This window comes from Alcanivorax sp., from assembly GCF_051117345.1.
Lineage (GTDB): Bacteria > Pseudomonadota > Gammaproteobacteria > Pseudomonadales > Alcanivoracaceae > Alcanivorax.
In genome coordinates this window covers 26619-40243 of sequence record NZ_JBNPEC010000041.1, presented here as the reverse complement: position 1 = coordinate 40243, position 13625 = coordinate 26619, and the positions used below count along the sequence as shown (strand labels likewise).

The following is a 13625-nucleotide window of genomic DNA, read 5'->3' as shown; positions in this document are numbered from 1 at the left end:
ATGGACGGCGACGCAGGCCAGTTCGCCGGTCTTGTCCTCCGGGAACGGGTACAAGGCCGCGCAGGCGATGACCATGCCGTCGCGCTCGATGATGGCGAAGCGCTGAATTTCGTTTTCCAGCAGTTCCCGTGAGCGGCGCACCAGGGTGCCGTCTGCTTCCAGGGGTTCGATCAGTTCCAGAATGCCACCCACGTCGTCGATGCGGGCGCCACGCAGGGTCTCGTAGGTTTCCCGGGTGACCAGGGTGCCGCAGCCGTCACGGGTGAACAGTTCCTTGAGCAGGGCGCCGTCGTCGTTGGCGTCGATCAGGTGCGCCCGGCCAACGCCATTGCTGGCAGCGTGGCAGGCGGCTGTGAGCTGTCGATCGACGCCGTTGTCTTCGTACTGGCCACCAGCAAGCAGTTTGCCTGCCTGCTGAGGGCTGAGTTCGCGGACCAGGTTGCCTTCCGGGTCGGCCAGGCGCAGGTCATCGCCCATCAGGATGAGCTTGTCGGCGCCCAGAGCAATGGCGGCGGTGGAGGCCACTTCCTCCGCGTTCACGTTGAACAGTTCACCGGTGGGCGAGCAGCCCAGCGGTGACAGCAGCACCACATTGCCATTGCTCAGTTGCTGGCGGATGGCGTCCACTTCGATGCGCCGCACTTCGCCGGTGTGCTGGTAGTCGAACCCATTGCGTACCCCTACCGGTTTGGCGACCACGAAGTTGCCGCTGATCAGCCGGATGCCGGCGTTATACATGGGGGAGTTGGCCAGCCCCATGGAGAACAACCCTTCCAGTTTCAGGCGCAGGGCGCCGACGGCGGCCATGACTCCATCGAGGGCGGCGCTGTCTGTAATGCGCATGTGCTGCTCGAAGGTGGATTCGATGCCGGCTTCTGCCAGCCGCGCGCTGATCTGCGGGCGAGCGCCGTGGACCAGGACCAGCTTGATTCCCAGGCTGTTAAGCAACGCCAGGTCGTGGATCAGGGTGGGCAGGCGCGGGCCGTCCAGCAGTTCGCCGGAAAGCATGACCACAAAGGTGCGCCCCCGATGGGCGTTAATGTACGGGGACGAATTGCGGAACCAGTGGACCTGATTGTCGGGGGTGGTGCTGGGCACGGCGTGTCTCGGTGGTTGGTGGCTGACAGGCCAGTATAGCCAGCGGATCACGCTTGATGCCAGATGCTGAGCGCTCAACAGAAACAAAAACGCCGCCCCGGAGGACGGCGTTAGCATCTTGCATCAGGCGTCCTGCGTCTGGCTTCAATTACGCCCCGAACAGGCCCTTGAAGAAGTAGAAGAACAGAATGGACAGCAGGGCCCCGGCCGGCAGGGTCACCACCCAAGAGGTAAAGATGGTGCTGACCACCCGCAGGTTGAGGGAGCCGATACCGCGTGCCATGCCTACGCCAAGGATTGCGCCCACCAGGGTGTGCGTGGTGGAGATGGGCAGGCCGGTGCCGGACGCCAGGATCACGGTGCCGGCGGCACCCAACTCGGCGGCGAAGCCGCGGCTGGGGGTGAGCTCGGTGATGTTCTTGCCCACCGTGGCCATCACCCGGGCACCGAGAATGGCCAGGCCGAAGACGATGCCCATGGCGCCGACCAGCAGAATCCAGCCAGGCATGGCGGCTTCTCCGCCGATCACCCCTTCGTTGACGATGACGCTGTTGATGGCGGCCAGCGGCCCCACCGCGTTGGCCACATCATTGGAGCCATGGGCGAAGGCCATGGCACAGGCGGTGAAGATCATCAGTACGGCAAAGATGCGCTCCACGGAGTGAAAGCGGAAATCCTTGTCGGCTTCCGGGTTGGGCTGGATACGGCTGAGAATGCCGGCGCCGATCAGGGCGACCACCAGGCCACCAACGGCGGACCAGCCAAGACTGGCGCCATAGCTGATTTCCAGGCCGATATGCTTGAGACCTTTCAGCAGGGTGACGGCGCTAATCGCGAAGCCCACCAGGAACATATAGAAAGGCACCACGCGTTTGGCGCGCTGGAAGGGGTCGTCCTGGTTGAGTACCAGTTTCTGCACGCTCTTGATCAGGGCAAAGGAAATAAAGCCTGCCAGCAAGGGCGAGGTCACCCAACTGGCGACGATGTTGCCCACCTTGCCCCAGTTGACCGCATCCATGCCCACGCCCACGGCCGCAAAGCCGACAATGGCGCCGACAATGGAGTGGGTGGTGGAAACCGGCCAGCCGAACCAGGAGGCCACAATTAGCCAGATGCCGGCGGCCAGCAGGGCGGACATCATCCCGTACACCAGATAGTGGGGGGACTCGGTAAAGACGCCGGCATCGACAATGCCCTTGCGCACGGTGGCAGTGACTTCGCCACCGGCCAGATAGGCGCCGCAGAATTCAAAAACGATGGCGATCATCACCGCCTGTTTCACCGTCAGGGCGCCGGAGCCCACCGAGGTGCCCATGGCGTTGGCTACGTCGTTGGCGCCCACGCCCCAGGCCATCAGAAAGCCGAAAGCGCCAGCCAGCAACAGCATCAGGTAGCTGTGTTCAATCATCCACTCCATACGATAGCTCCTAGCGTGCGACCAACATCTGCAGGCGGCCGCCCACTTTCTGGGCGCGATCGGCGAGATCGCCTACCCATTCGATGATCTTGTAGAGAAAAATGACATCCACCGGGGGCAGTTCGCTTTCCAGCTTGAACAGGGTGGAGCGGATGGTGATCTGCTGCTCGTCGTTGTTGCGCTCCAGACGGTCGAGCTCTTCGATGAGCTCTTCCACGATCTGGATTTCACGGCCGCTGAAGCCGGTTTCGATCAGCTCATCGAGTTCGTTGATGGCTTTCTGGGCCTGAGCAGAGGTATCGATGGCGCCCTGCACATAGTCGCGCATCACATCAGCCAGCACCGGCGGGATGCTCATCTGCCGGCCCAGCATCAGCCCGGAGATGTCCTTGGCCTTGTTGGCCACCTTGTCCTGCACACTGATCAGATCGAGCAGATCGGTGCGCGGCATGGGCAGAAACAGGCTTTTGGGCAGGTTCAGGCGGAACTCTTTTTTCAGTTCGTCAGCCTGGTTTTCCAGTTCGGCGATACGCTTGCGAGCAGCGCGGGCCTTGTCCCAGTCGCCGTCGGTAACGGCGGCGAAGAAGTCCGCCAGGGTGCGGGCACAATCGTGAACGGTGTCGTAGTGTTGCTGCAGGGGCTTGATGGGGGAGCGGCCAAAGAGGCCGGCAATGGAGCTTCCAAAGGACATAGGCGCCTCGGATCCAGAGTCAGAGTAGAAATCAGTGTCCCACTTTCCCGAACCGTCGCCCATAGGGGGAGGGCTCGGGTTATGGCACGACCGTGCGTCTGTCACACATGTGTCATGAAACTGGTCGCGAGTATAGTCAAAGCCGCCGGGGCTGTCAGGGGTTCAATGATAGGGTTACAGTAACAGGGAGTCTCTGAGTCACTCCTTGCATGCTCAGGCTTTCTGGCTGGCTCACAATCTAGGCGCACTTTTGAAGGCATGCTGGTTGCCTGTCGAATGAGTGTGGGCCAGCCTGAAAGCCCCGCAGGGCGTGGCCTGAAGGGCACATCTGCTGCGCTTTGCCGCCAGGAAAGGGAGCCACCCTGTCCGTCACGACAAAACACAACAGCTGCACCCTTCAGGTCACGCTGAGCATGCAAGGAGTGACTCAGAGGCTCCCCAACAAAATAATGAGGCCGCATGACGGCCCGTCAGTGAATTCGGAGAGTCTTGAGTGAACGCCACCGCCAACCCCGCCAAACTGGATGGTCTGCTGATTGATGTGCGCTGGCTGATGCGTGAGTTGCTGGAAGAGGGGCGTGTCAGTCAGGAGGACTTCAATGTCATTTCCACCACGCCGCGGGAGAAGAAGGAGCTGAATTGGCATTCGATCCAGGTGCTGGCCAAGTATCGGCTTACCGATCGCCGTAATACCCATCAGTTGCTGGATGTGGAATTTCTGACTCGCTGGCTGGGGGCGACGGCAGGTATTCGGGTCTGCCATATTGATCCACTCAAGGTGCATGTAGACCAGGTCACCAACGTGATGAGCTATGCCTTTGCCGAACGCCACGGCATCGTGGCCGTGGAGGTGCAGCGGGACAAGGTAGTGGTGGCCTGCGATCAGCCCTTTGTGCGTGACTGGCAGGCCCATCTCAAGCAGGTGCTGCGCGACCGGGAGCTGGAGGTGGTGCTGGCCAACCCGGAGCAGCTGCGTCGCTACCGCGTTGAGTTCTACAACCTGAGCCGTTCCATCGCCGGCGCCTCTGGCAACACGGGCCAGGAAATGTCCGGCATTACCAACTTCGAGCAGTTGCTGGAAGTGGGTAAGGGGCACCACGATGCGGACGACCAGCACATCGTCAATATCGTGGACTGGATTCTGCAGTATGCGTTTTCCCAGCGGGCCAGTGATATTCACCTGGAGCCGCGCCGGGAGACCGGCAAGATGCGTTTCCGTATCGATGGCGTCCTGCACGATGTTTATGAACTGCCAGCGGCGATCATGGCGGCGGTGACCAGCCGGCTGAAAATTCTCAGTCGTCTGAATGTGGCGGAAAAGCGCAAGCCCCAGGATGGCCGTCTGAAGACCAAGTCGCCGGAGGGCGATGAGATCGAGCTGCGTATCTCTACGCTGCCCACCGCTTTCGGGGAAAAGATGGTAATGCGGGTGTTTGACCCGGATGTACTGGTGCGCAGCTTCGAGCAGATGGGTTTCACCTCAGAGGACTATCAGTCCTGGCAACAGATGACCTCGCACCCCCACGGGATCATCTTCGTCACCGGGCCCACCGGTTCGGGCAAGACCACCACTCTGTATTCCACCCTCAAGCAGCTGGCCACCAGTGAGGTGAACGTCTGCACCATTGAGGACCCCATCGAAATGGTGGAGCCCAGCTTCAACCAGATGCAGGTGCAGGCCAATATCGACGTGAGTTTCGCTCAGGGGGTCAAGGCCATGCTGCGCCAGGACCCGGATATCATCATGATCGGTGAGATCCGCGATCTGGCCACGGCGGACATGGCGATTCAGGCGGCGCTGACCGGCCACCTGGTGTTGTCCACGTTGCATACCAACGATGCGCCGTCCTCCATCACCCGGCTGGTGGATCTGGGGGTGCCGCCCTACATGATCAGCGCCACGGTGCTCGGGGTCATGGCCCAGCGACTTATCCGCACCCTCTGTCCTCACTGCAAGGAAGCCACGGAGACCGATGTGCAGGCCTGGGAGGAGCTGGTGCGCCCCTTCAAGATGAAGCCGCCGGAAGCCATCTATCGGCCGGTGGGCTGCCTGGAATGTCGGGATACCGGCTACCTGGGCCGCATGGGGGTCTATGAAACCATGCCTCTGAACACCACCCTGAAACAGCAGATTTCCCGGGGCGCCGAACTGGAGACCCTCACTCGTCAGTCCCTCAAGAATGGCATGAAGCCTCTGCGCATCAGCGGTGCCATGAAAGTGGCCAAGGGGCTGACCACCATTGAGGAGGTAATGCGGGTGACGCCATCCCAGGATATTTTGCTGGGGTGAATTAGTTACAAGCTGCAAGCCTCAAGCTACAACGCGGAAGAGATTTCTGCCAAGCCTGACCGCCTGCGCCGCGCATGAACCGGTAGCTGTGGCGCTTTCCTGCACCTGCATCCGGTTCCTGCAGGGGCTACCCCCAGTGCCATCAGCGCGGAGCGCAAGGGTAACGGCGGGCCGCCACGCTTTCCCCGTGTTGCAGCTTGGAGCTTGTAGCTTGCAGCCCGCCGTATAACAATAGCCGCCCATGAAAGAACCCCAATATCACGCTCTGCCGGATGAACTGTCGGTGCTGGTCAGCCAGCACTGGCAACACTTTGTGGAATCCGGTCATCGTATCCCCGACGCCCTGCTTGATGACCTGCCCCGTGTGTGGGCGGGCTCCGACTATGTGGCGCAGCAGTTTCAGCGTGATCCGGGCCTGGGCCAGTGGCTTGAGGAGAGTGATCCGAGTGGTGCCCTGGCAGAGGACTCGCTCCGTCGGACCGTGCAGGAGCAATTGGCCGCCTGCCACAACGAGGATGAACTCAAACGCGCCCTGCGCCGCCTGCGTCACCGCCATATGGTGCGCATCATCTGGCGGGATCTGGCCGGGATTGGGGATTATCACAGCACCGTGGCGGACCTGTCGCTGCTGGCAGATACCCTGATTCAGGAGGCGCTGACCGTGTTGCACGGCTGGGCCTGCGAGAAAAGCGGCACCCCCGTGGGGCCGGATGGCAAGCCGGTGCAGCTGGTGGTGCTGGCCATGGGCAAGCTGGGGGCGCGGGAGCTCAACCTGTCCTCGGATATCGACCTGATCTTCGCCTACGAGCATGAAGGCGAGATTGAGGGTGGGCGGCGCAGCCTTAGCCACCACCAGTTTTTTGTGCGTCTGGGCCAGCAGTTGATCAAGGCCCTGGACCAGCCCACCGCCGACGGTTTCGTCTTCCGGGTGGACATGCGCCTGCGCCCCTGGGGCAAGAGCGGCGTACTGGCCATCGGCTTCGATGCCATGGAAGGGTATTACGAGACCCAGGGGCGTGAGTGGGAACGCTATGCGCTGATCAAGATGCGCCCGGTGGGTGGCGATCTGCAGGCGGGCAAACGCCTGATCAAGCGGCTCAACCCCTTCGTTTATCGTCGCTATATTGACTACGGCGCTTTCCATTCCCTGCGTGAGATGAAATCCCTGATCGAGCGGGAAGTGAACCGCAAGGGGATGCAGGCGGATGTGAAGCTGGGCGCCGGCGGCATCCGTGAAGTGGAATTTATTGTTCAGGCGTTCCAGTTGATCCGTGGTGGCCAGCTGCCGGCCTTGCGGGAACCGAATCTGATCAAAGTTCTGCCGCAACTGGTGGAGCTGGAATTGCTGCCCGATGACGTGGCGGATGAGCTGACCGAAGCCTATCTGTTCCTGCGGGATGTGGAGCATCGGCTACAGGGTGTGGCAGATAAGCAGACCCAGCGCCTGCCGGACGACGAGCTGGGTTGGCAGCGCCTGACCTTTGCCATGGGCTTCTCTGCCCGCGCCGCCTTCGAGCGTAAATTGCGTCGTTTCCGGGAAAGCGTGCGTCATCATTTCAGCCAGGTGATTGCTGATCCGGAACAGGAAACCGATGCCGCTCAGGGCGCTGATCAGGAGCTGCTGGATCTGTGGCTGGGCGAGCTGGATGAGGAACAAGCGGCGGCTCAACTGGCTGCCATCGGCGTGCAGGAGGGCGACAAGGTCTACGCCCATCTGAATGATTTCCGCGAAGGTCGCTCGGTGCAGAACATGCAGGCAATCGGCCGCGAGCGGCTGGACCGGCTGATGCCTTTGTTGCTGGAAGCACTGGGTTATCAGGGGCACGGCGAAACCACCGTGGTGCGGCTGCTGGCCTTTGTGGAGGCTGTACTGCGCCGTAGCGCCTACATCGCCCTGTTGGTGGAAAATCCCAGTGCGCTGACCCAGCTGGTGAAGCTGTCCGGCGCCAGCCCCTGGATTGCCGAGCGCCTCACCCTGCACCCGGTGCTGCTGGACGAATTACTGGATGTGCGCACGCTCTATTCGCCACCGGAGCGGGCAGAGCTGGACGACGAGCTGCGACAACAATTGCTGCGCGTGGCCGAGGATGATCTGGAACAGCAGATGGAGGTGCTGCGGAACTTCAAGCAGGCCCACCTGCTGCGGGTGGCTGCCTCGGAAGTGACCGAGGTGCTGCCACTGATGAAGGTCAGTGACTATCTCACCTGGCTGGCGGAAAGCATTCTCAACCAGGTGGTAATGCTGGCCTGGGAGCCCCTGGTGGAACGCCACGGCCGCCCCTCGCGGACCGATGGCCAGCCCTGCAGCCCGGATTTTGTGGTGGCGGGCTATGGCAAGCTGGGCGGTATCGAGCTGGGCCACAACTCCGATCTGGACCTGGTATTCCTGCATGATGCGGCCAGCGGTGGAGTGACTGATGGCGACAAGCCGGTCTCCAACGAGCAATTCTATGCCCGCCTGGGGCAGCGCATCATTCATATCCTTTCCACTCGAACCATGAGTGGCCAGCTCTACGAAGTGGACACCCGCTTGCGTCCTTCCGGTAGTGCCGGTCTGCTGGTCAGCTCCATGGATTCCTTCGAGAAATACCAGCTCAATCATGCCTGGACCTGGGAGCATCAGGCCCTGGTGCGGGCCCGCGTAGTGGCCGGCTGCAACCGGGCCCGTGCCCGGTTCGAGGCAATCCGTCACCAGGTGCTCTGCGCCGAGCGTCCCCAGGACAAGCTGCGCGATGATGTCCTGGCCATGCGCGACAAGATGGTCGACCACCTGGGGGAGAAAGGGGAGGAGCGCTTCCATCTCAAGCAGGACCCGGGAGGTATCGTTGATATCGAATTTATGGTGCAATACGGGGTTCTGAGATGGGCCTCCTCCCACGGTGAACTGACCCGCTTCACCGATAATGTGCGGCTGCTCGAAACACTGGCTGCACTGGATATTATGTCGGCACAGGATGCCGGCCTGCTGCGGGAAGCGTACCTCGCTTACCGATCCGCGGCTCATCGCGCCTCGTTGCGCAAAGAGAAATCCATTGTCGACGACACTCAATTCCGCGATTTGCGTGAAGGCGTGCGAGCGATCTGGAAGCACTGGTTCGACCTGCAGGACTGACACCTGCAGGTCCTTAGCTCTGGGAGTATCACTGCCATGTCGATGGCTGTAAGAGACGGTTTTATCTGGTTGGATGGCGAACTGGTTCCCTGGCAGGACGCCAAGGTTCACGTGCTTACGCACACTCTGCACTATGGCATGGGTGTGTTCGAAGGCGTGCGTGCCTATGAGACGGCAAAGGGCCCGGCGATTTTTCGCCTGCAGGATCACACCGATCGCTTTTTCAACAGTGCGCATATCCTCAACATGAAACTGCCCTATACCAAAGAGCAGATCAATGAGGCGCACCTGTCGTCGATTCGGGAAAATAATTTACCCCACGCGTACCTGCGCCCGATGGCGTTTTACGGTAGCGAAGGCATGGGGCTGCGGGCCCATAATCTGAAGGTGCACGTAATGGTGGCAGCCTGGGAATGGCCGTCCTACATGTCACCGGAAGCCCTGGAGCTGGGCATCAAGGTGCGAACCTCCAGCTACACTCGCCACCATGTGAACATCACCATGTGCAAGGCGAAGGCCAACGGCAATTACATGAATTCCATGCTGGCCCTCAATGAAGCCCTCTCCGGTGGTGCCGATGAGGCGCTGCTGCTGGATAACGAAGGCTATGTGGCTGAAGGCTCCGGTGAAAATGTGTTCCTGGTTCGCGACGGCGTGCTTTATACCCCGGAGCTGACCTCCTGTCTGGACGGCATTACCCGCAAAACCATCATTCAGTTGGCCGAAGAGCGCGGCTATCCAGTGCGCGAGAAACGCATTACCCGTGATGAGCTGTACATTGCCGATGAAGCTTTCTTCACCGGTACAGCCGCTGAAGTGATGCCGATCCGCGAACTGGATGGGCGCATCATTGGTGAAGGCAAACGCGGCCCGATCACCGAGCAATTGCAGGCGGTGTATTTCGACCTGGTGCGCGGCAAACTGGATGACGACTACGGAGACTGGCTCACTTACGTGAGCTGAGCAGGCGTATGCCGGCAATCTTGTCCGACTCGCCCTCCGCTATCCTTGTCGTCGGCCCTTCCTGGGTCGGCGACATGGTCATGGCCCAGACCCTCTTTTCCGAACTGCGTCGCCAATACCCGGATTGTGCCATTGATGTGCTGGCGCCAGCCTGGTGTCGGCCGTTGCTGTCGCGTATGCCGGAAGTGCGTGAGGCGCTCTCGCTGCCTTTCGATCACGGTGATCTGAAGCTGGGTGAGCGGCATGCGCTGGGCAAAGCCCTGCGTGGCCAGTATCAGCAAAGCTACGTGCTGCCCAATTCCCTCAAGTCCGCCTTGGTGCCTTGGTCGGCGAAGATCCCGCGGCGTATCGGTTGGCGTGGGGAAATGCGTTACGGCCTGCTTAACGACGTGCGCAAGTTGGATAAGGAAAGCCATCCGTTGATGGTGCAGCGCTTTGTGGCGCTGGCGTTGCCACCCGATTCGCCGGCGCCGGCACTCGATACCATTACTGCTCCGCACCTGGAAGTCAGTGAAGCGTCGCTTCAAAAGGCTATTGAGGTACATGGCCTTGATACGCAGCGCCCGGTTCTGGGTCTGTGTCCCGGTGCCGAATTCGGCCCGTCCAAGCGCTGGCCGGAACATCATTATGCGGCGGTGGCACAGCACTGGATTGAGCACGGTGGCCAGGTATGGATCTTCGGCTCCGGCAAGGATCAGCCGGTGGCCGATACCATTGTCGAGATGCTGGAAAACAGTGCGGATGAGCATGCCGTGGTGCTGGCGGGCAATACGTCCCTGGAGCAGGCGGTGGATCTGCTGTCGGCCACCACAGCGGTGGTCAGCAACGATTCCGGGCTGATGCATATCGCCGCTGCCCTCAAGCGTCCGCTGGTAGCGGTGTATGGTTCTACCTCGCCGGGCTTTACCCCACCGCTGGGTGATAGAGTGGCAGTGGTACGGCTGGGGCTGGAATGCAGCCCCTGTTTCGAACGGGAATGCCCGCTGGGGCATTTGAACTGTCTGCGCCAGTTGCCCCCTTCGCAGGTGATCGACGCCCTGCAGCAGCTGGAAAGCGCGGATGCCTGACGTTGACGGCGAGCGGGTTCTGACATGCGCGTGCTGCTGATCAAAACCTCCTCCATGGGGGATGTGATCCACACCCTGCCGGCACTGACCGATGCGCTGTCGGCCATTCCCGAGCTGCAGGTGGACTGGGTGGTGGAAGAAGCCTTTGCCGACCTGGCCCGTCGTCACCCGGCGGTTCATCAGGTTTTCCCTTGTGCCCTGCGCCGTTGGCGCAAACATCCTCTCAAGGCTCGCCGCTCTGGTGAATGGGCCGCATTCAAGTCCGCCGTTCAGGCAACGTCCTATGATGCGGTGATCGATGCCCAGGGCCTGATCAAGAGCGCCTTTGTCACCCGTTTGGCGCGTGGGGAAAAATTCGGACTGGATAAACAGTCTGCCCGGGAAGGGTTGTCTGCCAGGGCTCTCGATCACCCTCTGCCGGTGGCGAAGGGGCAGCATGCCATCGATCGGGTGCGGCAATTGTTTGCGCTGGCCCTGTCATACGACCGGCCCGACAGTGCTCCGGATTACGGTCTGCCGCGTAGCCATAAGCCCACGCCACTGAACCGCCCGGCGCAGCTGGTGTTCTGTCACGGCACCACCTGGGCCACCAAACATTACCCGGAAGCTTTCTGGCGCCAGCTGCTGGAGTTGGCCACCAGTGAAGGCCATACGGTTTTTCTGCCCTGGGGTAACGAGGCGGAAAAATTCCGAGCCGAACGCCTGAGCGAGGGCCTGGATCAGGCGCAGGTGTTGTCGAAAATGGGGCTGGATGCTCTCACCGATAAATTCCTCGAATGGGATGCGTTTATCGCCGTGGATACCGGCCTGGCTCATCTGGCCGCCGCCGCTGGCCTGCCGGGGGTGGCGCTTTATGGTCCCACTGACCCGGTGCTGACCGGGGTGCGTGGTGTGCATGCCCATTCTCTGGCTGCCGACTTCCCTTGCGCCCCCTGCGTGCAGGAAAAGTGCACCTATCGCGGTGAACTGGGCAAGGGCGTGGAGCCGCCCTGTTTCAGCAGTCTGAAACCGAAGCAGGTGTGGCGGGAACTGCGGAGGCGTACCGCATGAAACTGGCCATGGCGCTCTATCACTACTTCCCCTACGGCGGCCTGCAGCGGGATTTTGCGCGTATTGCCCGCGAGGCGGTGAAACGCGGGCATGAAGTGGTGGCTCTGGTTAGCGACTGGCAGGGTGACGGCATCGAAGGAGTGACGGTTCAGCGTATCGATGTTGCCGGTGGCAGTAATCATGGTCGCATGCGTGCCTTTGCCAGGGGCGTTCTGGCTGCCCGTGAGACGGGTGCGTTCGACCGGGTGCTGGGTTTCAATCGACTGCCGGGCCTGGACGTGTACTTTGCCGCTGACAGTTGTTTTGCCGAGCACGTTAAAAGCAAGCCGAAACCGGTGCGTTGGCTGCCTCGCTATGCCACCTACCTGAAACTGGAGCAAGCGGTGACAGCGGCGGATGGTCCTCTGATCCTGTTTCTCAACGACGACCAGCGTGACCAGTACCTGCGTCATTATACGCTGGCTGAAAATCGTTATGGATTGCTGCCGCCGGGTATCGAACGAGACCGTCAGCGGCCTGCCGATCACGAAGTGGTGCGGCAGCAAACCCGCGCCAGTCTGGGAATCGATGAGCAGGATACCCTGTTGCTGTTTCTCGGTTCCGGTTTCAAGGTCAAGGGGCTGGACCGGGCTCTGAAGGCCTTCTCCTCCCTGCCGGAAACCGTCAAGTTGATGATTGTGGGCAACGATCAGGCGGAGCCTTACCTGTCCGGGCTGTCGAAGGCCCAGCGCCAGCGTATTCTGGTGTTGGGACCGCGGGATGATGTGACTGCCCTGATGCAGGCGGCTGATCTGTTGCTGCACCCGGCCTATCGGGAGTCTGCTGGCATGGTGTTATTGGAGGCCACGGTGGCCGGATTGCCGGTGCTGACCACGGACACCTGTGGCTACGCCCGCTATGTGAGCGAGGCCGGTTCCGGCGAAGTGGTGGCATCACCATTCACGCAAAAGGCTTTGGATGACACCCTGAAGGAAATGGTAAGTCTGTTGCCCGGCCCCTGGCAGGAAAACGGTGTGGAGTATGGCCGTAACCCGGCCCTCTATTGTCTGGCCCAGACAGTAGTGGATCAGGTGGAGAACTGGACGCCATGAAGCTTTTCCTGCGTGATGACATTGTTGCCCTGTGGGGCGACCGCGATCCGTTCGATCAGGCCGCCGAACAGGAAGGTGAAATCTTCCGGGCCCGTGAGGGGCGCCGCACCTTGCGCTTTAGCGGCCATGGGCGCAGCTATTTTCTCAAATACCACGGTGGTATCGGCTGGAAGGAAATCTTCAAGAATCTGACTCAGGGCAAATTGCCGGTGCTGGGCGCCATGGATGAAGTCACCGCCATCGATGCGGTGCGTGGTGCTGGCCTGGATACCATGACCATCGCCGCCTATGGATCGCGGGGCAGTAACCCGGCGTCGGTGGAGTCCTTCATTATCACCGATGATCTGGTGGACACCCTGAGCCTGGAAGACCTCGGCGAGCGTTGGGTAAAAGACCCACAGGCCATGCCGCCGGTTTTCAAGCGAGCGGTGATCGAGCGGGTGGCCACCATTGCTCGCATCATGCACGGCGCGGGTATCAACCATCGGGATTTTTATCTCGCCCACTTTCTGATGCGCGACAGTGATGCGGCGGCCAACAGCGCGGATGGCCCCTTGTATCTGATAGATCTGCATCGCTCCCAGGTACGCGGGAAGGTGCCCCGTCGCTGGCGAATCAAGGATCTCGGCGGCCTGTATTTTTCCACCGCCCGGTTCGGCATGACCCGGCGCGATCTGTTGCGTTTTATTCGTACCTATAGCGGCATGCCGCTCCGGCAGGCGCTGGCCGAGGATGACACCTGGTCAGGCGCGCGCCGCGAGGCGGAAAAAATCTATCGCCGTTATTTTGAAGTGGAGCCCGAGCTGCCGCTGCAGTTCAACGAACACCCGGGAAAGGATATCTGAT

At 61.0% G+C, this 13625-nt stretch carries 10 protein-coding genes; 7 read left to right on the top strand and 3 right to left on the bottom strand.

From position 1 onward, the window contains the following. The 3 genes from argA to ACFE0K_RS02945 form a co-directional block, all read right to left on the bottom strand. Positions 1 to 1098: amino-acid N-acetyltransferase (gene argA, locus ACFE0K_RS02955; protein WP_434534645.1), on the bottom strand; the 1098-nt coding region annotated here is incomplete at its 3' end. A 148-nt stretch (positions 1099 to 1246) separates the two neighbouring features. Next, on the bottom strand, positions 1247 to 2515 hold the full coding sequence (locus ACFE0K_RS02950; protein ID WP_434534644.1) for an inorganic phosphate transporter: 1269 nt from the start codon (positions 2513 to 2515) through the stop codon (positions 1247 to 1249). A gap of 10 nt (positions 2516 to 2525) precedes the next feature. Then, positions 2526 to 3206 (bottom strand): TIGR00153 family protein, encoded by a 681-nt coding sequence (locus ACFE0K_RS02945; protein ID WP_415039508.1) that lies wholly within the window; start codon positions 3204 to 3206, stop codon positions 2526 to 2528. A 553-nt stretch (positions 3207 to 3759) separates the two neighbouring features. Between ACFE0K_RS02945 and ACFE0K_RS02940 the strand changes: the two genes are divergently transcribed. The 7 genes from ACFE0K_RS02940 (at position 3760) to rfaP (ending at position 13624) form a co-directional block, all read left to right on the top strand. Further along, positions 3760 to 5496, top strand: a complete 1737-nt coding sequence (locus tag ACFE0K_RS02940; protein ID WP_434534647.1) for a GspE/PulE family protein — start codon at positions 3760 to 3762, stop codon at positions 5494 to 5496. 241 nt (positions 5497 to 5737) lie between these two features. Next, entirely contained in the window at positions 5738 to 8608 is a 2871-nt protein-coding gene (glnE, locus tag ACFE0K_RS02935) for a bifunctional [glutamate--ammonia ligase]-adenylyl-L-tyrosine phosphorylase/[glutamate--ammonia-ligase] adenylyltransferase (RefSeq protein ID WP_434534643.1), read from the top strand. A 36-nt stretch (positions 8609 to 8644) separates the two neighbouring features. After that, positions 8645 to 9571 carry a branched-chain amino acid transaminase gene (locus tag ACFE0K_RS02930; protein WP_434534642.1) on the top strand — a complete coding sequence of 309 codons (927 nt, stop codon included), beginning with the start codon at positions 8645 to 8647 and terminating at the stop codon, positions 9569 to 9571. Positions 9572 to 9579: 8 nt separating this feature from the next. Beyond that, positions 9580 to 10638 carry a lipopolysaccharide heptosyltransferase II gene (gene waaF, locus ACFE0K_RS02925; RefSeq protein WP_434534641.1) on the top strand — a complete coding sequence of 353 codons (1059 nt, stop codon included), beginning with the start codon at positions 9580 to 9582 and terminating at the stop codon, positions 10636 to 10638. Between the two features lie 24 nt (positions 10639 to 10662). After that, positions 10663 to 11688 (top strand): lipopolysaccharide heptosyltransferase I, encoded by a 1026-nt coding sequence (gene waaC / locus ACFE0K_RS02920; RefSeq protein ID WP_434534640.1) that lies wholly within the window; start codon positions 10663 to 10665, stop codon positions 11686 to 11688. Next, the gene (locus ACFE0K_RS02915; RefSeq protein ID WP_434534639.1) at positions 11685 to 12779 is read left to right on the top strand and encodes a glycosyltransferase family 4 protein; all 1095 of its coding nucleotides are present in this window, start codon (positions 11685 to 11687) and stop codon (positions 12777 to 12779) included. Before waaC ends, ACFE0K_RS02915 begins: the two co-directional genes overlap by 4 nt. Next, on the top strand, positions 12776 to 13624 hold the full coding sequence (gene rfaP / locus ACFE0K_RS02910; protein ID WP_434534638.1) for a lipopolysaccharide core heptose(I) kinase RfaP: 849 nt from the start codon (positions 12776 to 12778) through the stop codon (positions 13622 to 13624). The genes ACFE0K_RS02915 and rfaP overlap by 4 nt, the downstream gene beginning before the upstream one ends. The last annotated feature ends 1 nt before the right edge of the window (position 13625 follow it).